Genomic DNA, 19,935 nt, shown 5'->3' with positions numbered 1-19,935 from the left:
GGGTGAAAGCTAAATAGGAAAAAAAAGGGAACAAGGTCGTTATATGCCTCGTCCGCCTTTTTTTAAAATTAACCCAAAATATTGTTTACATATATTAACATTAGTGTATTTATTTTACTTGCGTGCAATCGTTATGGGTCAGACCCCCCCATTTACTGGAAACGTCTGTTATATAATATAGAGCGTGAAATCTGCACGAATTGTAACACCTCTGAATAAAATAAAATAAAAATAGTAAATTAAAGCCTCTTCACAACAGTATATTCACCATTTTACAATAAAAAAATAAAATTGTTTTAAAACAGGGTATTGTATTATTATTATTGTTATAGTACAATGAATTTACTCAAATTTAATAAAAAGAATCGTTGTTTAATAATAATGTGAAAGGGAGGAACCTGTTATGTTAATGCAAAGTACTGAATTTTTTAGAAATCTGCCTCCGAAAGAGTGTGCAAAATGCGGGGATAAGATTGAAGAAATGCATGAAAGTTATTCAAATGAATGTACCCAATGTGAATCAAAAATTTACTAAAAATGATAACCGGCGGCCGCTTTCTTAAAAGAAAGCGGTTTTTTTGTGCCTGTATCCCTTCCGGATCCTGTTTGTCCAATAGTATGCTAAGTGCATGGGCATGGAACAGTGACATAAAATATGAGTAGAAGATAAGGTTTAATGACATTTTATTAAAGGTAAATTTAAAACGAAAGGAGCGAGGCTGATGATCATACGGGAAAATAATGATGAGGCTATATTAATCGAACAACACGAACACGCGCTGATTTCGGGTCAGTTTGTTTACCATTGGAACAGAAATGCTTTCCTGAGGCCTGATTTAAAGTCTTCCGTTGAATATGCTGTCACAAACCATGACCGAAGCTGGATTCCTTTAGACCGCAAACCGGTGTTTCTGAAAGAAAATGACCTTGCTTCATTCATCAATTATCCCCTGAGAAAAAAACTTAAGGCTTACAAAGATGGAGTCAGTCAATTAGTTGAAGAAGATATATATGCCGGTTACCTGATCAGCCGGCACTATGCCAGTTTTTTTAAAGGAAAAAAGGATATACTGGGTAATGAATTTATGGAAGAAGAGAAAGAGAGACAGGAAAAGTTAAAACAGGCAGCCGCCTTTCGTGAATTAAACTTGTCAGAGGAAGAAGAGGAGTTTCACTTTGATCTTTTGCAGCTATGTGATAATTTATCTCTTTATGTATGTATGAATGAGTGGGGAGCAGGTAAAGAGAAAGAGGTGCAGTGGTTCCGCGATGGTTTTCCGCAAAAACTTACTCCCTTTAATAGCAGACGATTTTATGCCCGGTGGGTCTCAGAAACAGAAGTTAAACTTGATCCTTATCCTTTCACCGCGGAACGGGTGTATATGTCTATCCCTTATAAACGGCTGAATATCAAAGACATCAGAAACGATAATCTTCAGCAGCTCTATAGAGAAACTCCTTATGCCTATCATCCTGTCTCATTTACATTATAACTAAAATCCGCACCCCGGTCTCAATGACGAACCGGAAGTGCGGATTTAAAAATATTATACATATGGGGTGTCGTGTTTCGCTTTGAGAGTCATCCACCGGCGTTCCACTTCATTCTCGAACTCCTGCAGCATCCCTTTGTTTTCTTCTTTAAGCATGTGTTTCGTCTTGCCCATATATCTGAGCCACTCAGAAAGTTCAATGCGCTTCTTTTTTGCTTCTGGGTTATACGTAATAGCGGTTTCACCGCGTTCCACTTCATAGAGAGGGAAGAAACATGATTCCACGGCTGCTTTCATTATTTTCTCGCCGTCACGGTCTGCAGATTTCCAGTTTAGCGGGCAGGTAATAAGAATTTTACCGTAGGCCATTCCTTCATTCTGTGCGTACCATTGAGCTTTCGCCGCCTTCTTAATAAGGTCTTGCGGGTAAGCTTCCGTTCCGGTAAACACATAAGGTATATTTGTCGAAGCCATAATCTGCGCGGTATCTTTGTGGTGGAAGGCTTTTCCCTGTTTTTCCTTGCCGACGGAAGTGGTACTGGTCATATGGCCTAAAGGCGTCGAATAGGACATTTGCGAACCGGTATTCATATAGCCTTCGTTATCATATTCTAAAATGATCATTTTATGGTTTCTAAGAGCCGTCCCGATGGCAGAGCCCATACCAATGTCCATGCCGCCGTCGCCGGTAACCATGACAAAGGTAAAATCATCGTCTATATCGATTTCTCCCCGTTCTTTCATTTCAAAGAACGCTTCTACTGTACCCGACAGAGTAGCAGGGCCGTTCTGGAACAAGTTATGAAGAAACGGCTGCTTATGGGAACTGTAAGGATAAGCGGTAGTTACGACGTATCCGCAACCGGTATGAAATAAAATGACAGCATCCCCTTCAATCCCTTTAAAGAAAAGTTCCAGACCAGGGAAGATGCCGCAGCCGGGACAGGCGCCGTGGCCTGATGCAAACCTCTTAGGCTTTGCTGTCAGCTGGCGGAGTGGAGGAATTCTGACTTTTAATTTATTCGTTTCTTCATCTTCAGTCACCTTAATTAAACCGGTTTTATACGTGTCACCTGTCATCGGTTCGATCACTTGTTCGAGCTTCTTTTCCGGCTCACCCGGCTGGATGCCGTAATAATCAAATGGTTCAGCAATTACTCCGGACTCTGCCGCCTCAATCGCCATATCAAACAATGCTTCCGCGTCATCCGCGTAAAAGTCTTTTCCGCCCAATCCGAATACTCTGCTCAATACCAGAGTACGATTATCAGGGTCTTCCTGAAGAGCGGATTTTAATTCGTGCGTGAGATTAGCACCTTTAGCGCCGTAGGAATCTGCCCGTTCACCAACAAGGACAGCTTTAACATTTTTTAATGATTTTCGTATCTCTTTTGCAGGGAACGGCCTGATAATATTAGGGCTGATCACGCCCGCTTTTATTCCTTTAGCCCGTAACCGGTCCACTACGTCTTTAGAGGATTCAGCAGCGGAGTTTAAAAGGAATAAGGCAACTTCAGCATCTTCCATTCCGTAATTATCAAGGATATCGTATTTTCTTCCGGAAAGTGCTTCATATTCTGCAGCAATATCTTTATAAACATCATAAGCTTTATAGAGTGCTTTAGACTGCTGGTAATGGTTATTCATTAAGTCGTCACCATTCATATGCGCTCCGATAGTGACAGGGTTTTCTTTGTCTATCGCATTCGGATAACCGGAAGGTACCTCTCCAATGAATTCCTGTACCGTTTCCCTGTCTCTGAACAGATCGACTTTCCGCTTCTGGTGTGACGTATAGAAGCCATCGTATGCTACAAGAACAGGCAGCCTGACGTCTTTATGCTCTGAAAGTTTAAGAGCCATAATATTCATATCGTAAACGGCCTGAGGCGTGCGGGCAGTCAGAATAACCCATCCAGTGTTTAAGCCGTAATATAAATCAGAGTGATCGCCGCGGATGTCGAGAGGTCCGCTTACCGCTCTGGTCACAAGATTCATAACCATTGGAAAACGGAGTCCGGACTGGACAGGCAATTGTTCAATCATGTATAAAAAGCCGTTGGCGCTTGTGGCATTAAACACCCGGGCCCCTGCAGCGGCAGCACCGAAACAGATTCCCGCAGAGCCGTGTTCTCCATCAGCGGCAATTAGCTCGATATCATGCATGCCTTTCGATTTCATCATATCTAAATACTGGGCAACTTCTGTTGAAGGTGTAATAGGGAAATAGCCCATTATGTGATAATTAATTTGCGCGGCAGCCATTGCAGCCATTTCATTGCCTGATTCAAACGTTGAAATTTGCACAGCGTCTGACTGTTTCTGAATATTTTTCTCTGTCATCGCCATTATTTAACCCCTCCTGTTACAAGCGGGAAGTTTTGACTGACCCGGTGAGCTTCGGCATATCCCTTTACTTCTTCCATATCAGCGAGAGCATCTGTCGGGCAGGCATCTACGCATTTCAGACATCCTTTACAGTATTGGTAGTCAATCCCTTTAAGGAACATTTGCGGACGGCCGCGTTTATCTTCTCCCTGCTCCCATACAAAACAATAGTCGGGGCAGACAGTATCGCAGGCTGCACAATGGATACAGCTGTCTGACTTATATTCTGGCAGGAATCCAATGCGTGAACCGCTTAAATCTTTCTGGATACTGTTGGCCTGAGCTGCAATCACACCGCCGATTTCCTGGGTTTCGTAACCGAGGCGGGGCTGGATTCTGGAAAATTCTTTACTTTTAGCATCGTCAGGCACCTCATATGTTTTAAACTGAACTTCCTCATAACCGCGGTTAAATGTCCGGATGTTCGGTTCCACAAGGTGAGGGTATTTTTTTTCAAATGTTTTTTTAATCACATTTCTCATATGGTCTGCATCTAAAAAATCAAGAATACGGAATAGAGCACCGAGCATGGCTGTGTTAACTTTTGTTTTTTCCTCATGGGCAATTTTTAAAGCATCCACAGCAGCCAGCGTACCATATTCCAGATTTAAATCGTTTTTAATAACGTCAAAATCACTTTTAGTATTTACGAGGACAACGCCGCCGGCATTCAAACCGCTTACAACATCAACCATTTTATAAAGGGCTTCATGAAAAACCCCAATGACATGCGGCTGTTCGATAGGTGAGTGGTCTCTGATTTCAACTTCAGGATCACAAAACCGGACAAACGATTTAACAGGAGACCCCTTTTTTTCAGAACCGTAAGATGAGAAGTTTGAGCCGTTAAGCCCTAACCCGTCTACCCCAGCTTCAGCTAACATCTTCCCCGCGAGGTTAGCACCAAGTCCGCCGATAGATTCCAGGCGAATTTCAAAAAAGCCAAGGTCATTCTTTTGCGGTAAAACAGACATAATTTATTCCCCTTTCAAAGATATTGACTAACTCCCTTAGTGACAGTATAGAAAACATACGCATATAAAGATATGATCTAAGTCACACTTTCACAGAATGTTTAAATTTATAAAATAGAACACTTTTAATATAATTAGAAAATCCCTTTATTGTTCTGTGTTTCACATAGGTTATTTTTGTATAACAGATAATTACCTTAATTAGTACAGATTGATACAGAGAATTTGGTAGAATAAATAATTATGGCAAATTATGAATATTCACTTTGCAGGGAGGCCGCGCATGAAAGAAGTCATTTTAAACGCAGAAGCATGGGTAAAACAATTATTCTCGGAAGATTCCACAGGGCACGACTGGTACCATACAGATCGTGTAAGGCATTTGGCAAAAGTGATTGCTGAGAAGGAAGGGGCCGACAGCCAGTTTTGTGAACTCGCTGCGCTGCTGCATGATGCAGGCGATGATAAATTCCACTCTGATGAAGAGTCGGGCAGGCTATTTGTAGAACAATGGCTAAAGGGCCAAAACGTGCAAAAAACGGATAGAGAAGAAATAATGGGTGTTATTGACACCGTGTCTTTTAAAGGAGGGAATAACAAAGCCCCGGAAACGCTTGAAGGGGAAGTGGTTCAGGATGCAGACCGCCTCGATGCATTAGGCGCTATAGGAATCGCGCGCTGCTTTATGTTTGCAGGCAACAGAGGGGATGCGATGCATATCCCTGGCGAACGGGCGCGTGATCAAATGACTAAAGAAGAATACCGGGACGAGCGCTCTACTGCCGTTAATCATTTTTATGAAAAGCTGTTAAAGCTTTCTTCTCAGATGAAAACTGACACAGGAAAAGAATTGGCTAAAGCCAGGCATCTGTATATGGAAGACTTTTTAAACCAGTTTTATTCTGAGTGGGAAGGAAAAAAATAACGTTCCTTTCAGATTTGTTTTTCATTGAATCAGGCTCCTGCAGGTGGGAACCGTAAGACTTATAAAAGAAAGATTGAAACAAAATAAAAAGGGGAACGTGACGAGTGTATCCAGACTTAAAGAAAGAAGGTGTCTTAATGAAATTAAAAGGGATGAAAGTACTGACAGTGGTGGAAGATGAATTCGAAGATTCTGAGTTGCTCTATCCTCATTACCGGCTGCAGGAAGAAGGAGTAATCGCTCATATAGCAGGTAAAGAAGGAGGAGCCACGTATACAGGAAAAAACGGGGTTCCTGTGACAGCCGATTACTCTTTTGAAAACATTACTATTGAGGAATACTCGGCTATTCTCGTTCCTGGCGGATGGGCCCCTGATAAATTAAGAAGATATGATGAAGTCCTAGATATGGTAACCTATATGAACCAGCATAAAAAAGTCATTGGCCAAATCTGCCATGCCGGCTGGGTGCTTATTTCAGCAGATATTCTCAAAGGAAAAAATGTAACAAGTACGCCGGGGATTAAGGATGATATGGTAAATGCAGGCGCTGAGTGGCATAATGAGGAAGTCGTGGTTGACGGCCATCTCGTTTCAAGCCGCCGTCCACCTGATCTGCCTGCTTACGGAAGAGCTCTTGTGGAAGCACTGGAGAAACAGGCTTAAAAGGAAAGTATCATCAATTATTATTTCGGCGTTTTGCAGAAAGAAGACAGGCGGATGGCTGTCTTCTTTTGTATTTATTTTTACATCCTGCTGTTAAAGGTTAAAATAAAAGGGATCAAAAGCTGTAATTTACTGAAAGGGGGATGTGGCATATGCAGGAAAACGTGTCTTGGGTAAAGGATATGGAAAAGGAAGAACTGGATTTTCAAGTTAATAACCCTCACCTGTCGAGCCCTGCTCTCCAGAAATATTTAGCCTATTACTCCTTTGATCTTCCTTCCTTTAATACATACCGATGCGGGACATTTAAAGCTGGGGATAAAAAAATATTTATTCAGGCTTTTTTAAAAAAAGAATCCAAAGGAACGGTCTATTTTGTACATGGCTACCTCGATCACACCGGAGGGATGAGCAGAACTGTTAATTATTTGCTGGCTCATGGTTATGAAGTGGTCACTTTGGATTTGCCGGGGCACGGATTTTCCCAGGGAGAATCAGGTACCGTGGCTTCCTTCGAAGAATACATACAAGCGGTAAGAGGCGGCTACGAGCTAATATCGACGACGCTTAAAAAGGAACGGATTATTGGACTTGGGCATAGTACCGGAGGAGCCATTTTATTTCACGCTGCCTCTGAAGAAAAGATCAGGCTTGAGAAACTGGTTTTAGTGGCTCCTCTGTATCACCCTTACCAGTGGAATCTGGTTAAAGGCTCACTCAAAATGATGGGGAGATTATTTCGTAAACAAAAGAGGCGTTTCAAGAAAAACTCTAATGACCATTTATATCAGTCTTTTATAAAGAATGATCCTCTCCAGGTTCAATGGCTGAAATCTGACTGGTTAACGGCAATGGAAAAATGGCAGCAAGAGATTGTAACCTGTCCTGTTCTTAACATCCCTGTGTATTTTCTCCAGGGGGAAAAAGATACGACCGTCGACTGGAAAGAGAATGTAGCGTTTTATTTTAAAAAATGTACCCGCATCCAGGTCGTTTACTTTCCTGGAGGCAGGCACCAGCTGTTAAATGAACGGGAGGGAATACGGAACCTTGTACACAAGAGAATCCTTTCCTTTTTAAGCAGGAGATGATTTCTTGGATTTTTTACTGGAAATAAAATATAAGACGGCTCCGGCTGAAAGCATTAAACCTGCACTTACAAGAAAAGGGAAACCTAATAGTTCAGCGACAGTTCCAGCGATAAACGACCCGGACACGACACCTAAAGAGAATGCAGCATAAAATATTCCATAAGCTTTTCCCCGGTCCTTCACAGTAGACATATCAGCTACCATACGGTTCATAGATGGGAAGGTGAATGAAAAACCTGCCCCGTAAACGACCATTGACAAAACTATAAGGCTTGTCAATTCAAGTAAACTTAACATTATAAGAGACACACTGATCAGTACAAGCCCGGTCAATATTAAATGAGCCGGCTCATAACGCTCGAATATTTTGTTTGCAGGAGTTAAAAAGACAAGGAGAGCCACCAGGCCAAAGGTGCTTAACAGCAAACCTGTAGCCGAGGCATCAAGATTTAATGACGCCACTTTTAAAGGAAGTGCAAAAGCAAGAGTACCATTGCTGACCATCAGGGCAAAAGCAGCTAAACTGGCTTGAATAAGTACAGGCTGCTTAATAAGCCGTATGAAATCGCTTATTAATATTTTTCCACGGTCCGGGCTTGAAAACGATTCGTTAACAAATTTAATGATAAGTAAAAACGTGATAATAAACAGGACAGATACAAGAATAAATACATATTCAACTGAGGCTCTGGCAGCTATAATACCCCCCAAAGCCGGACCGACAATCGCGGCGCTTCCTATACAGGCTCCCGTATAAGCCATTGTTTTTCCCCTGCGTCCTTCACTCGTCCGGTCTCCTATGTAAGCGAAAGCTGCAGGTATAAGAGCCCCGCCCGCTAAGCCGTGAAGCAGCCGTATGAAAAAGAGGTGGCTTCCTGTTTGGGCCAGGGGATAGAATAAAAGAATTAAGGCAGCTGAAGCCATCCCGGCCAGAAGGATTTTTTTACGGCCTACCCGGTCAATCCAATGGCCAGCGACTATGTTTCCAGCCATATTGGATAATGAATAAACTGCAATGATGGCGCCTGTCAGCATATGGGAAGCCCCGAGTTCCTGGGCGTATGGTGTAATGATAGGTAATTGAATAAAGGTATCCAGAAATGCTACAGCGATAATAATATATAAAAGTTTAGTCATGGTGCTCTCCTTCCTCACTTTCCCACCTTTACTATACAATGAGTGAAAAAGGTACGTAAAGTTTCCAGATAGGACAGAGGTTGGGAAGTGTGTTAAAATAAAGGTTATATTCCTCAGACCGGCAATTGTTAAACGGTCTTTTGCATAAAGGGTGAGCATAATTTGAAACTAACCATAAATAATTTTACAGATGCTTTGCTTCAAGGGGATCATGCAAAGTCGCTGAGCATTGTTAATAAGTGGCGGGATAATTACACAAGGTTCTATATATATAATAAACTGATCACCCCGGCGATGTACGAAATAGGTCGCAGATGGCAGGCGAATGAGATTTCAGTCGCCCAGGAGCATCTGGCAACGGCCGTCTGTGATTTCGTCCTCACGCAGACAGAACACGATCTGGTAAGGTATTCTCCTGCACCGGAAGCAACCCCGAAGGCCCTGTTCTTCACAGTGGAAGATGAACATCATTACCTTGGCATGAAAATGGTATCTATTTTATTCAGGGAAAAACAGTGGAACGTTAAATATTACCAGTCTAATTTGCCGGTTGACCATGTGATGAATGAAATAGTACAGTGGAAACCCGGCGTCATAGGGCTGTCGTTTTCTATCGTACACAGGGCAAACGGCCTGACTTCCTATTTAAAAAAATTCAGTGAACTGGACTACGAGCCTGAAATCCTGGTAGGCGGCCGATTAATGAACCAGTACGATTTTTCGTCGATCGGTCCCCCCAACACGACATTTATACAAAACCTGGAGGAACTGGATCACTGGTTTAATCAATATACTGAAAACAGGCGGGATGACTTGGATGGAGACAAAGATACCACTTCCATTATTTAAAATAGATAAAGAATTTAATATACTCGAGTTCACAGGAACAGCCGCTGACTTTTTTCCGGAAACTGAAAGCCTCTACCAGATTATTGACCGGGACAGCCATACTAAATTAAAAAACTGTCTTATAAACGGGGACGCAGCCCTCACCTTTGAAATTAACGCCAAAACAAAACAGGAGCCGTTGGAACTTTTTAAAGTGTTTGCCCAATGGAAGGGTTCGGAAGCGTTTTGCGTTTTTGTTCCGGCTAATCAGGACTACCATCTTGTCCATAAGCAGCTTGAAGACTTACAGAAGAGGCTCTCTGAAACAAATTTCGAACTCTATGAAAAGAAAGAACAGTTATCTTCTGCAATGGACCGAACAAACAGGCTTTCAGGGCCTTATATAGAATTGAGTGATACACTGGCTCTGTTGCCGATATTTGGAGATTTATCTGAAGAAAAGATTAAAGCCATACAGGATAATGCTATTCAAAAAGCTTACGATAATAAACCTGAAAGAGTGCTGGTGGATTTTACAGGAGTTGGAGTAGTGGAAGACAGCGGTGTCCTGCAATTAAAAGACATGGTGCTGGTATTTAAGCAGATGGGAATGGACGTTGTTGTAATTGGTCTTTCACCGGCTCAGGCAAGAGTACTCAAACCTTACCGTACTGAATTGGAACTTGATTTTGAGAGGAACGCTAAAGTGTCTATAAAAAAATGGCTTGTGAAGGAATACCTTTAAAAAAGGCTATCTAACAGATTTTGTATAAGACTCGGCTTAGTTAGTAAATAAATGAGGCTAAAGTGCTGAAAAAGACCCCGGCGGGTGCCGGGGTCTTTTTTACTGCCCTATAACAGCGGATTCCCGTTATGAAAATGAGCACATTTTCACTTAGGGTATATAGGGAAAAACTACAGGCTTACAAAAATATATTGACAATTTGTCTGAAAATTTGAAATAATGTGATAGCAAAACTTTCTGTTACATATGATTTCACACAGCTTAAACAGGCCATTTCGGTTGCTTAAAAGTTGAATGTCAGGGCGTTTTCAGATGGAGTTTACTGATTTTAAAAGTACTTCCTTGTGAAGGACCAAAAATATCAGTACTGTTCAATAACAGACAGCTATATAATATGTCAAAGTCCTTCCAGCACCGAAAGGGTAACAGGAAAAATGATACAAGGAGGAATTTGAATGGCCGCTCTCATTATTTTCTGGATATTTGCTGCAGCCACAATCGCGCTTACGATCAAATTTAGAAAACCGGCTTTACTAACCCTGCCTTTTCTTGCGATGGGGGTTTATTTAGTTATTCAGATAGCTATGGTTCCTATGCCTTTTATGGAAACCGTACGGTTCATTTTTGATTTAAGGTAGCTGTTTAAGGGAGGGATGTTAAATGTCTTCAGCTAAAGAAAAGAATCGCCGGACTCTCTTCTGTCCCTCCTGTAACAGCCCGAACATGATCGTTATTTCAAAAGCCAGGTATATGATTATGATGACAGTTCTGCCCGTTATCGTTTCAGCAGTGATTGCAGTTATGTTCCACCCGGTCTTTCTGCTGTTTATTCCCGGACTGATTTGGATGAACAAAATGATAGCTGACAGAAAAGCGCCGCTTATTATTTGCAGAGAATGCAAAGCACATTCACAGGGAAATCCCGCTGCCAACCGGGCGCACTGAACAAACGGGTAAAAATGAAAGCGTTTACTACGGTAAAGGAGGGTTCTAAGTGAAGAGATAAGAGAGAAAGTCATACAAACACTCAGCAGGATGCGAAAACTTATTGAAAAAGGAGGGTTTGGCACGTGAAAAAGGTCAAAAAGGAAGTAGCTGATAAGTATTTTAAAACACGGGTGACAATGATCGCCATTTTTTTATTCATTGGTTTTCTTGTATCCTTCGGAGTCGTATTTTTTGCGGAGCAAATAAACGAGAGCGGCGTCTATATAATGGGAATGCCGGCGCATTATTATATGGGAGCCCAGGGGGCTGTGGTAACGTTTATTGTTCTCCTCTTTTTAAATGCTGTTATAAACGACAGAGTAGACAAAAAGTTCGGAATCGACGAGTCACGAAACGAACAGATCAGCAAAACCGGGACAGACCATTAAAAAGTCAAGCCACTTAGGTTTTGCCAGAGAATAAAAAGGTGAACACGATGGTTGAATTTACAAGGGGGAACCTATTAGATGGATCAACAAGCCTTAGTTTCACTCACGCTGATAATTTTAACATTTGCTCTTTACATTGGTATTTCAATTTACCACCGTGCAAAAGCCACATCTGATTTTTACGTAGCAAGCCGGGGGGTTCCCGCTTTCTGGAATGGTATGGCCATAGGCGGCGACTGGATGAGTGCGGCTTCATTTATCGGGATGGCCGGTACGGTCATGCTGCTTGGGTATGACGGCCTGGCCTATATTATGGGCTGGACAGGAGGATATTTGCTGCTTACGTTTCTGTTAGCTCCGCAGCTCAGAAAATATGGGCGTTTTACCGTTCCTGAATTTATCGGGGACCGGTTTGACAGTAACTTTGCAAGGTTAATCGGTGCAATTGCGACGATTATCATCAGTTTCACTTACTTAATCGGACAGTTGTCCGGATCAGGTGTGGTTATTGGACGGCTGCTCAGCATTCCTTCATGGGTCGGGGTGTTAATCGGGGTAGCGATTATCGCCGTGTATGCGACCCTTGGCGGGATGAAAGGAGTAACCTGGACACAGGTTGCCCAATATCTTATTTTAATTACCGCCTATGTTATTCCTATTGTATTTATGTCCCTTCAGATAACCGGGAATCCGCTTCCCTGGCTGACTTACGGAAATGTGGTTGAAGAACTGGGGGCAATAGACAGGGAACTGGGTTTATCAGAGTATTTTGCACCGTTTGATGAAGGGAGCCGCGCCCAGTTTCTAGCTTTATTGTTTACATTAATGATCGGGACAGCCGCACTTCCTCATGTTATTGTCCGTTTCTATACGGTAGCTACCATGAAAGCTGCCCGGTGGAGCGGTGCCTGGGCCCTGTTTTTTATAGGAATTCTTTATTTATCAGCACCGGTATATGCAGCATTTTCAAGATTTGTCATTATGAACGATGTCGTGGGCCAGCCGCTTGATGATTTGCCTGCCTGGACTGAGCCGTGGCTCAATACGGGTTTGCTGGAAGTTACGGCCTCAGGGGAACAAGGAGTACTCATGTGGGAAGACCTTATCATTCACGCTGATATTGTAGTGATGGCGACCCCTGAGATTGCCAACCTTGGTACCTTTGTTATCGGAATGATCGCTGCCGGCGCGATGGCAGCGGCTTTATCGACAGCAGGCGGCCTTCTGATTACTGTTTCATCCTCATTTGCACACGATATTTACTACCGGCTTGTTAACCCGAATGCCACAGACAGTACACGCCTGAGAGCGGGCCGGATAGCTATCTTTGCTGCGACGATTGTAGCCGGTTTACTTGCGCTTGACCCGCCGGGAGTGATAACCCAGATCGTCGCGTGGGCATTCGCTATTGCCGGAGGAACGTTCTTCCCTGTTCTTTTTCTTGGCGTTTGGTGGACACGGATTAATGCCAAAGGGGCGATTGCCGGAATGCTTGGCGGATTAACGACTACGCTGACCTATATCTTCCTCGCTATGAACGGGTTTATACTTTTTGGAATCGGCGACACAGGTGCAGGCGTTTTCGGTGTCACTGTTAACTTTATTCTCGTAATAGTTGTTTCACTTATGACTGAACAGCCTTCTCAGCGTTTAAAAGATGAAGCCATTAATTTAAGGTATCCGGAGCAGATGTCTTATGAAGAAGGGCAGGTATGGCTCGATGACACTTCAGGAAAATAAAGAATTTATGAATATGATCGAGAACCATCCGATTTTCAGCGGCGCAAGTGCCGCTGAATTTCGGTCGTTACTGGACCGGTGTGACTTAAAAGCTTATCGGAAAAATGAGAAAGTGCTTTATTCGAAGTCGCCCCGGGAAGGGCTGCTGCTTATTCTGGAAGGGATTACGGAAGTATGTGTGCAGACAGGGACAAGCCGTGAAAACAGGGAAGTGCTCGAAGTGCTGGAGGCCGGTGAAATGGTCGGTTTTTCAAGTCTCGCTGATTTTCTGGGCGAACCAAATCCGCATGAAGACTCAGTGACTGTCGAGGTCCATTCCCTTGGCCCGTCGGTATGCCTCCATATTCCTTATGAGGTTCTTGAATCAAGGTGGCATGACGAAGACGTCAGAGAGTATGTCCTCCGCCAGGTAGCTGTCAGGCTCAGGGAGATTTATTCATCGCTTGCTGAACAAGTTAAACTGGCTAACCAGTGGGGGGAAAGCGACCCGTTCATCCGTCGCGCCCAGGATCTGATGAACGAGCCGGCATTAACCATTAATCAGGACACCCCGGTGGATGAAGTGGCACGGACGATGGTGGAAGCGGGAACGAGTTCAATTCTAGTAACAGGTAAAGAAGAAGAACTTCTTGGAATTATTACTGAAAAAGACCTTGTCCAGCGGGTCGTTTCTGCTGGCGCAGGCAAAACGAAAACAGCGGGAGAAACAGCGACACTCGAGCTTGTGACCATTCACCGGCATGCCTACTATTATGAGGCTATGTCCAGTTTTCTCACTCATCGCGTGAAACACTTGCCGGTAGTAGATGACAATAGGCGGCCAGTCGGTATGGTTACTTTGTCAGACCTTCTTAGAAAAAAGAATCGGGGACAGTTTAATATCATCCAGGAAATTGAATCATCAAACGCTGAAACCCTGCCTGATGTAAAACATGCGATTTACAGTGTACTTGGTAATCTCATACAAGATGGCATGCCTGCCTTTCACATTATGGAGGCGATAACGACGCTTTATGACAGACTTGTCTACCATTGTGTGGAAATGGCTGCAGAAGAAGTAAGGAAAGAACATGGAGAAGCCCCGGTCGCTTTTGCCTTTTTTCTAATGGGAAGCGCGGGACGCAGAGAGCAGTTTCTATTAACGGATCAGGACCACTTTCTCGTTTATGACGACCCGGAAGAAGGCGGAGAAGAGAAAGTTGACACTTATTTTAAAACATTGGGAGAAAAAATTACCTCCTGGATGGAACATGCCGGCTATAAGTTGTGTGATGGAGGAATGATGGCCAGTTTTCCAGCGTGGCGCGGTAATCTGTCGGCTTGGAAAAAACGCCTTCGGTCCTGGGGGCTGCGGGCAACTAATGAAAACATTCTGCTGGGGCACAATTTTTTATCATTCCGCTTTTTGTACGGGGATGAACGGCTCCATGACCGTTTCACCGGACTGGTTGCCGACCAGCTCGAAAAGTCGCGGATTTTTCTATACAGGGCAGCCGAAGAAGAAAAACAAAATCCTGTCCCCACGCTTGATCAGCCTATCCGCGCCTTATTCAGGATGAAGAAAGAGACGATTGATATAAAGTTGAATGTTCTATTTCCATTTCACCATTCCCTGCAAATCCTAAGTGCTAAATACGGGATGATTGAGGGGACGCCTAAACAGCAAATAGAGCGGTTAACCGAAGAAAAAGTGTTTAGTGAGAAGTTTGCCGATGAACTCCAGTTTGCTTATGAAGTCATTCTTCACATCCGTGTTTCCCAGGCATGGAAAGCCCATTTGCAAGGAGAGAAAGCGTCGAGTAAAATTTATTTCCGCAAAATGAAAACCCGTGATAAAGAAGAATTGATGCTGGCCTTAAAAACGATAAGGTCATTGCAAAATCAATTAGCTTCTTCATATGGAATGCCGTAAACCGAAGAGGAAACTTGAAAAGGCGGATACAGAATGCTATTCTGCCGCCAACATAATTTAGTCATGCAGAGGGAGAGACTCCGCTATGATGTTTTGGAAGAAAAAAAGCTTAGGTTACAAACTTGCCTGTGAACTTCCGCTTAATACACCTATCCGTGACCTGTCATTTACGGTCATGGATACCGAAGCGACCGGTTTTTCCGTAGGGGCCGGTGACCGGCTGATCGAGATCGGCGCCGTACACGTGGACGGCCTTTCAGTCACAGATCATATCTTCCAGACATACGTGAACCCGCAACGGGCCATTCCGGAAAAAATTACGGAACTTACCGGTATTCAAAAGGAAGACGTGGCAGACGCGCCTGCGGCAGTTGAAGCGATCGAAGCCTTCTGTCATTACGTTGAACAATGCGGCAGCAATGGCTGGGTCGGCCATTATTTAGCCTTTGATCTTCTTGTGTTAAAGAAAGAGCTCCAGCGGGAAAAATACAGTTTTAATGAACCGCCTGCTTTTGACACCCTTGATTTAATCGGATTTATCAGCCCCTCATGGGATATGAGGGACTTGGAACACTATGCCAGGAGTTTTGGCACTAATATTTATGAAAGACACAGCGCAGTTGGGGACGCTCTTACTACCGCTCACTTATTCGTCGAATTGCTGCGTCTTTTAGAAAGCCAAGGTAAAACAACACTTAACGATTTAATGGTTGTGACGAAAAAAGATGGAAGTTTTCTTTCCTTATAGACTGGATTGACCGGATGCCTGTTCTTATACGAACGGGCATTTTTTGCTGAGAACTTTGTTCCTGGCGCTCCTGGTTTATAAACTGAAGTATAGCTTCCAGAACGTATATTCGCTATAATGTTAATGAGCGGGAGGGAAAAATATGTTTGGAAAAAAGACACTGACAGAGCTTATAGGGGAGTTAAGAAACGATCCCCAGGTAACCCACTGGCATGAGGTGCCTGAAGAAGAAGCTAAGACCTCACCTATGCCGGAAGATATGCACGAGAAAATTAAAAAAGCTTTAAACGATCGTTTAATAAACGACCTATATACGCATCAGCGGAGTGCTTACGAGCATGTGATGCGCGGAGAGAATATTACTGCTGTGACACCGACTGCGTCCGGAAAAACATTATGCTATAACCTGCCGGTGCTGCAGCGGCACATGATTAATCCTTCAAGCAGAGCCTTGTATATTTTTCCGACTAAAGCGCTCGCCCAGGATCAGAAATCAGAGCTTAATGAATTTATAGATGAAATGGATGTCAATATTAACAGCTATACGTATGATGGGGACACACCGGCCAACATTCGCCAGGTCGTCAGAAAAGCTGGCCACGTCGTCATTACTAATCCGGATATGCTTCATTCAGCCATACTGCCTCATCACACTAAATGGATCTCCCTGTTTGAAAATCTGGAAACGATAGTTATAGATGAACTGCATACGTACCGGGGCGTCTTTGGCTCCCATGTGGCAAATGTGATCAGAAGACTTAAAAGGATCTGCCGTTACTACGGCAGCAACCCTTCTTTTATTTGCACTTCCGCAACGATCGCTAATCCTGAAGAACTTTCAGAAGAGCTGTTAGGGGAACCGGTGCGCCTTATTAATAACAATGGAGCGCCTAAAGGCAGGAAACATTTTGTATTTTACAATCCTCCTGTCGTCCATAAGCAATTAAATATTCGTAAAAACGGTACGAAAGTGGTTAATGATCTGGCTGCCCGTTTTCTGAAAGAAAAGATCCAGACGATCGTCTTTGCAAGAAGCCGGGTGAGAGTGGAAATAATCCTCAGTCATCTTCAGGAACTGGTAAAAAATGAAATAAACCGCCGGTCGATACGCGGTTACAGGGGCGGCTATTTACCTAACCAGCGGCGGGAGATTGAAAGGAATTTAAGAAGCGGAGAGACGATTGGCGTCGTAAGCACGAATGCTCTGGAGCTTGGGGTGGATATCGGCCAGCTTCAGGTATGTGTCATGAACGGCTATCCCGGATCAATCGCTTCGAGCTGGCAGCAGGCCGGACGAGCCGGGCGAAGACAGGATGAATCTGTCGTCATAATGGTTGCTAATTCAAGTCCACTCGATCAGTATTTATTCCAGCACCCTGAATATTTCTTTGAAGGGTCCCCGGAGACTGCCCGTATTAACAAAAATAATCTCATTATATTAGTTGATCATTTAAAATGTGCCGCTTATGAGCTTCCGTTTAACCGGGGGGATACGTTTGACGGGGAAGATGTGACGGAAATACTTGACTATTTAACAGAAGAGCGGGTGCTTCACGATACTCATACGCAGTGGTTCTGGATGAATGATGCCTTTCCTGCCCATAATATCAGTCTCCGCTCAGCGGCTCAGGAAAATGTGGTGATTATCGACCAGTCTGCAGTGGAAAATCACCGGGTAATCGGGGAAATGGATACATTCAGTGCGCTCACCCTGCTTCATGATGAAGCCATTTACCTTCATGAAGGGACCCAGTATCAGGTCGAGTATCTCGACTGGGATGAAAAGAAAGCGTACGTCCGGGAAGTTGACGTAGAGTATTTCACAGATGCCAATCTGGCGGTAAAGCTGAAAGTGCTCGAAATTGACAAAGAAAAACAGGCAGGAAATCATATGATCCAGTACGGAGACGTGATGGTCACGGCGATGGCTACCATTTTTAAAAAGATTAAACTGGAAACCTTTGAAAATATCGGTTCAGGCCCAATTCACTTACCTGAACAGGAACTTCATTCCAACGGCATTGCCTTGACTTTTGCAGAGGGGACCTTTAACGATGAACGGGAAGATGTCATCGAGCAGGTTCTGATGGGGATGGCTCATGTGCTTCAGCATGTTGCCTGCGTGCATGTGATGTGCGATAAAAATGACTTGCATCCGGTGCCTGAAGTGAAAGCCGTCCATTCCCAGAAGCCGACTGTGTTTCTCTATGACCGTTATCCGGGCGGCATTGGTTTGAGTGAAAGTGTCTATAACCAAATTAATCATATATTAAAAGAGTCGCTTGATTTTGTTTGGGAATGCCCGTGTGAAGGGGGCTGCCCGTCGTGTGTAGGCGTCGGCGGGACAGATTCTTCTTTACAGGTTAAAAAGTGGGTGCTGAAACTGGTGAGCCAGGCAGCAAGCTATGATTAATGGTGTGATAAGGCGGGAGTTTATTCTCCCGTCTTTTTTAACCTTTGGCTTCCTCGCCTATGTTCACCGGAAGAGTATTATAGGTGATGGTGCTGGGATTTTATTGCATAAAGGGGTGTTGAACAACAATCTACCACTAAACCAAGTTTTTCTTCCAGCGGGGCGGTTTATGATACGATAGGTTTATAGAATCAGAAACAACTGCAAGGCAGGTGAGTCGCATGAGTGTAAAATCAAAACTGCTGAGAATGAAAAATCATTTACAGCTGGAAAATAAAAATGAGCCGGCTGCTGATAAAATAGAAACGCCGCCTGCCCCAAAGCAGGATAAGATGGAAACGGCTTTTAAAGACATTGGATTTGAGCCTTTTTATTTTGACGGGGAGAGGTCTTACAGGAAACGAATCCTCTATCCTTATGCTACTGAACAAGATTATGACCTCTTAAAAGATATGGAGCGGATTAAACAGTTTTGGGGAGCAGAGCTCTCGGACCATCCGCTGTCTTTTAACGGAAAAGAGATCGACCGGCTGCTATTTTTTGATACGGAAACCACAGGCTTGTCTACAGGGGCAGGGAATGTGATCTTTTTAATCGGGTACGCCAAATTGAAAAGTGAAGGCATAGAAGTGACACAGCATTTACTGGAAAGCCCTTCAGATGAAGCTGCTTTCTTATCAGGTTTTCTGGAAGACTTCCGGGAAGATGACTACTTGATCAGTTACAACGGAAAATCTTTCGATTGGCCTCAGGTGAAATCCAGACACAGCTTTATTAGGAAAGAGCTTCCGAAGCTTCCCGAATTCGGCCATATCGACTTGCTTCACAGCGCGAGAAGGTTATGGAAACATGAACTGCCTTCCTGCAGGCTGTCTATAGTAGAAGAAAAGAAATTAAATATTCGCAGAACGAATGACATTCCCGGCAGTATGGCCCCTATATTATATTTTGATTATTTAAATGATAAAAATCCGTATGAGTTAAGAGGGGTCATTGAGCATAACGACCAGGACGTCCGTTCATTAGTTCATTTGTATAAAAACCTGGTAATGAAATTAATATGGGAGAACGACGTGCCTTCTTCCGGGATGGAACACTATTATATGGGCGAGTGGTTTGACAAACTTTCTATTTATGAATGGGCAGAGAAACATTATGAGCATGCTATTCATAAGACCACTACTCCTTTTCCCCAAGTGTATTACAAGCTTGGAGTGATGTATAAGAAAATGGGAGATAAGGAGAAAGCGGGTAAGTACCTGGAGCTTGCTCTTAAACAGGGGGCTTCTCCGCCCGTGGAAGCGTGGATCGAACGTTCGAAACTCGCGGAACATTATGAGAAAGATCCTGCTAAAGCCTATGATTATGCGAAACAGGGCTATCAGTATATTAAGAAAAACGGGCGGTTTAACGAGAAAAAGTATACGAGACAATTAGCTGATTTAAACAAACGTTTAAAACGGCTTGAAAAAAAGCAGGCATTTTAGAGGAGGAAAGCGT

Annotated in this window: 18 protein-coding genes; 15 read left to right on the top strand and 3 right to left on the bottom strand. The window is 43.6% G+C overall.

The window, feature by feature from the left end:
* The first annotated feature begins 403 nt into the window (after nt 1-403).
* Together yhfH and K8O68_RS08035 are read left to right on the top strand one after the other, a co-directional pair.
* Entirely contained in the window at nt 404-535 is a 132-nt protein-coding gene (gene yhfH, locus K8O68_RS08040) for a protein YhfH (protein WP_230896393.1), read from the top strand.
* Nucleotides 536-722: 187 nt separating this feature from the next.
* A complete protein-coding gene (locus tag K8O68_RS08035) occupies nt 723-1,493 on the top strand; it encodes a DUF3891 family protein (RefSeq protein ID WP_230896392.1) in 771 nt (256 codons plus the stop codon).
* A 54-nt stretch (nt 1,494-1,547) separates the two neighbouring features.
* Here K8O68_RS08035 and K8O68_RS08030 read toward each other — a convergent pair whose 3' ends face one another.
* On the bottom strand, nt 1,548-3,842 hold the full coding sequence (locus K8O68_RS08030; protein WP_230896391.1) for a thiamine pyrophosphate-dependent enzyme: 2,295 nt from the start codon (nt 3,840-3,842) through the stop codon (nt 1,548-1,550).
* Nucleotides 3,842-4,855, bottom strand: coding sequence for a 2-oxoacid:acceptor oxidoreductase family protein (locus K8O68_RS08025; RefSeq protein ID WP_230896390.1), 1,014 nt, complete (start codon nt 4,853-4,855; stop codon nt 3,842-3,844). Before K8O68_RS08025 ends, K8O68_RS08030 begins: the two co-directional genes overlap by 1 nt.
* A 283-nt stretch (nt 4,856-5,138) precedes the next feature.
* Here K8O68_RS08025 and K8O68_RS08020 point away from each other — a divergent pair, with 283 nt between their 5' ends.
* The 3 genes from K8O68_RS08020 (at nt 5,139) to K8O68_RS08010 (ending at nt 7,536) form a co-directional block, all read left to right on the top strand.
* The gene (locus K8O68_RS08020) at nt 5,139-5,780 is read left to right on the top strand and encodes an HD domain-containing protein (protein ID WP_230896389.1); all 642 of its coding nucleotides are present in this window, start codon (nt 5,139-5,141) and stop codon (nt 5,778-5,780) included.
* 137 nt (nt 5,781-5,917) lie between these two features.
* Nucleotides 5,918-6,445: a type 1 glutamine amidotransferase domain-containing protein gene (locus tag K8O68_RS08015; protein ID WP_230896394.1), complete on the top strand. Its 528-nt coding sequence runs from the start codon at nt 5,918-5,920 to the stop codon at nt 6,443-6,445.
* 152 nt (nt 6,446-6,597) lie between these two features.
* Nucleotides 6,598-7,536, top strand: coding sequence for an alpha/beta hydrolase (locus K8O68_RS08010; RefSeq protein WP_230896388.1), 939 nt, complete (start codon nt 6,598-6,600; stop codon nt 7,534-7,536).
* Here the strand turns inward: K8O68_RS08010 and K8O68_RS08005 are convergent.
* Entirely contained in the window at nt 7,522-8,673 is a 1,152-nt protein-coding gene (locus tag K8O68_RS08005; protein ID WP_230896387.1) for an MFS transporter, read from the bottom strand. The genes K8O68_RS08010 and K8O68_RS08005 overlap by 15 nt on opposite strands.
* A gap of 162 nt (nt 8,674-8,835) precedes the next feature.
* Here K8O68_RS08005 and K8O68_RS08000 point away from each other — a divergent pair, with 162 nt between their 5' ends.
* The 10 genes from K8O68_RS08000 (at nt 8,836) to K8O68_RS07955 (ending at nt 19,922) form a co-directional block, all read left to right on the top strand.
* On the top strand, nt 8,836-9,522 hold the full coding sequence (locus K8O68_RS08000; RefSeq protein WP_230896386.1) for a cobalamin B12-binding domain-containing protein: 687 nt from the start codon (nt 8,836-8,838) through the stop codon (nt 9,520-9,522).
* A complete protein-coding gene (locus tag K8O68_RS07995; RefSeq protein ID WP_230896385.1) occupies nt 9,491-10,246 on the top strand; it encodes an STAS domain-containing protein in 756 nt (251 codons plus the stop codon). The genes K8O68_RS08000 and K8O68_RS07995 overlap by 32 nt, the downstream gene beginning before the upstream one ends.
* Nucleotides 10,247-10,701: 455 nt before the next feature.
* The gene (locus K8O68_RS07990; RefSeq protein WP_230896384.1) at nt 10,702-10,884 is read left to right on the top strand and encodes a hypothetical protein; all 183 of its coding nucleotides are present in this window, start codon (nt 10,702-10,704) and stop codon (nt 10,882-10,884) included.
* A 22-nt stretch (nt 10,885-10,906) separates the two neighbouring features.
* Nucleotides 10,907-11,191 carry a hypothetical protein gene (locus K8O68_RS07985; protein ID WP_230896383.1) on the top strand — a complete coding sequence of 95 codons (285 nt, stop codon included), beginning with the start codon at nt 10,907-10,909 and terminating at the stop codon, nt 11,189-11,191.
* 125 nt (nt 11,192-11,316) lie between these two features.
* Nucleotides 11,317-11,622, top strand: a complete 306-nt coding sequence (locus K8O68_RS07980; protein WP_093054620.1) for a DUF4212 domain-containing protein — start codon at nt 11,317-11,319, stop codon at nt 11,620-11,622.
* Nucleotides 11,623-11,700: 78 nt separating this feature from the next.
* Complete coding sequence (locus tag K8O68_RS07975; RefSeq protein ID WP_230896382.1) at nt 11,701-13,362, top strand: sodium:solute symporter family protein; 1,662 nt, start codon at nt 11,701-11,703, stop codon at nt 13,360-13,362.
* Nucleotides 13,343-15,274, top strand: coding sequence for a DUF294 nucleotidyltransferase-like domain-containing protein (locus K8O68_RS07970; RefSeq protein WP_230896381.1), 1,932 nt, complete (start codon nt 13,343-13,345; stop codon nt 15,272-15,274). The genes K8O68_RS07975 and K8O68_RS07970 overlap by 20 nt, the downstream gene beginning before the upstream one ends.
* An 88-nt stretch (nt 15,275-15,362) precedes the next feature.
* Nucleotides 15,363-16,022, top strand: a complete 660-nt coding sequence (locus K8O68_RS07965; protein WP_370640503.1) for a 3'-5' exonuclease — start codon at nt 15,363-15,365, stop codon at nt 16,020-16,022.
* Between the two features lie 142 nt (nt 16,023-16,164).
* Nucleotides 16,165-18,435: a DEAD/DEAH box helicase gene (locus tag K8O68_RS07960; protein ID WP_230896379.1), complete on the top strand. Its 2,271-nt coding sequence runs from the start codon at nt 16,165-16,167 to the stop codon at nt 18,433-18,435.
* Nucleotides 18,436-18,656: 221 nt separating this feature from the next.
* The gene (locus K8O68_RS07955) at nt 18,657-19,922 is read left to right on the top strand and encodes a ribonuclease H-like domain-containing protein (RefSeq protein ID WP_230896378.1); all 1,266 of its coding nucleotides are present in this window, start codon (nt 18,657-18,659) and stop codon (nt 19,920-19,922) included.
* Nucleotides 19,923-19,935 lie beyond the last annotated feature (13 nt).

The sequence above is a fragment of the Salipaludibacillus sp. CUR1 genome, assembly GCF_021028955.1.
Lineage (GTDB): Bacteria > Bacillota > Bacilli > Bacillales > Salisediminibacteriaceae > Salipaludibacillus.
This window is presented reverse-complemented; position numbering and strand designations above follow the sequence as displayed.

What these genes read in the sequence shown, in the direction of transcription:
- yhfH (WP_230896393.1), top strand. Translation starts at nt 404, where the DNA reads ATGTTAATGCAAAGTACTGAATTTTTTAGAAATCTGCCTCCGAAAGAG.
- K8O68_RS08010 (WP_230896388.1), top strand. Translation starts at nt 6,598, where the DNA reads ATGCAGGAAAACGTGTCTTGGGTAAAGGATATGGAAAAGGAAGAACTG.
- K8O68_RS08015 (WP_230896394.1), top strand. Translation starts at nt 5,918, where the DNA reads ATGAAATTAAAAGGGATGAAAGTACTGACAGTGGTGGAAGATGAATTC.
- K8O68_RS08035 (WP_230896392.1), top strand. Translation starts at nt 723, where the DNA reads ATGATCATACGGGAAAATAATGATGAGGCTATATTAATCGAACAACAC.
- K8O68_RS07965 (WP_370640503.1), top strand. Translation starts at nt 15,363, where the DNA reads ATGTTTTGGAAGAAAAAAAGCTTAGGTTACAAACTTGCCTGTGAACTT.
- K8O68_RS07990 (WP_230896384.1), top strand. Translation starts at nt 10,702, where the DNA reads ATGGCCGCTCTCATTATTTTCTGGATATTTGCTGCAGCCACAATCGCG.
- K8O68_RS07955 (WP_230896378.1), top strand. Translation starts at nt 18,657, where the DNA reads ATGAGTGTAAAATCAAAACTGCTGAGAATGAAAAATCATTTACAGCTG.
- K8O68_RS07995 (WP_230896385.1), top strand. Translation starts at nt 9,491, where the DNA reads ATGGAGACAAAGATACCACTTCCATTATTTAAAATAGATAAAGAATTT.
- K8O68_RS07970 (WP_230896381.1), top strand. Translation starts at nt 13,343, where the DNA reads ATGACACTTCAGGAAAATAAAGAATTTATGAATATGATCGAGAACCAT.
- K8O68_RS07960 (WP_230896379.1), top strand. Translation starts at nt 16,165, where the DNA reads ATGTTTGGAAAAAAGACACTGACAGAGCTTATAGGGGAGTTAAGAAAC.
- K8O68_RS08020 (WP_230896389.1), top strand. Translation starts at nt 5,139, where the DNA reads ATGAAAGAAGTCATTTTAAACGCAGAAGCATGGGTAAAACAATTATTC.
- K8O68_RS07975 (WP_230896382.1), top strand. Translation starts at nt 11,701, where the DNA reads ATGGATCAACAAGCCTTAGTTTCACTCACGCTGATAATTTTAACATTT.
- K8O68_RS08005 (WP_230896387.1), bottom strand. Translation starts at nt 8,673, where the DNA reads ATGACTAAACTTTTATATATTATTATCGCTGTAGCATTTCTGGATACC.
- K8O68_RS08030 (WP_230896391.1), bottom strand. Translation starts at nt 3,842, where the DNA reads ATGGCGATGACAGAGAAAAATATTCAGAAACAGTCAGACGCTGTGCAA.
- K8O68_RS08025 (WP_230896390.1), bottom strand. Translation starts at nt 4,855, where the DNA reads ATGTCTGTTTTACCGCAAAAGAATGACCTTGGCTTTTTTGAAATTCGC.
- K8O68_RS07985 (WP_230896383.1), top strand. Translation starts at nt 10,907, where the DNA reads ATGTCTTCAGCTAAAGAAAAGAATCGCCGGACTCTCTTCTGTCCCTCC.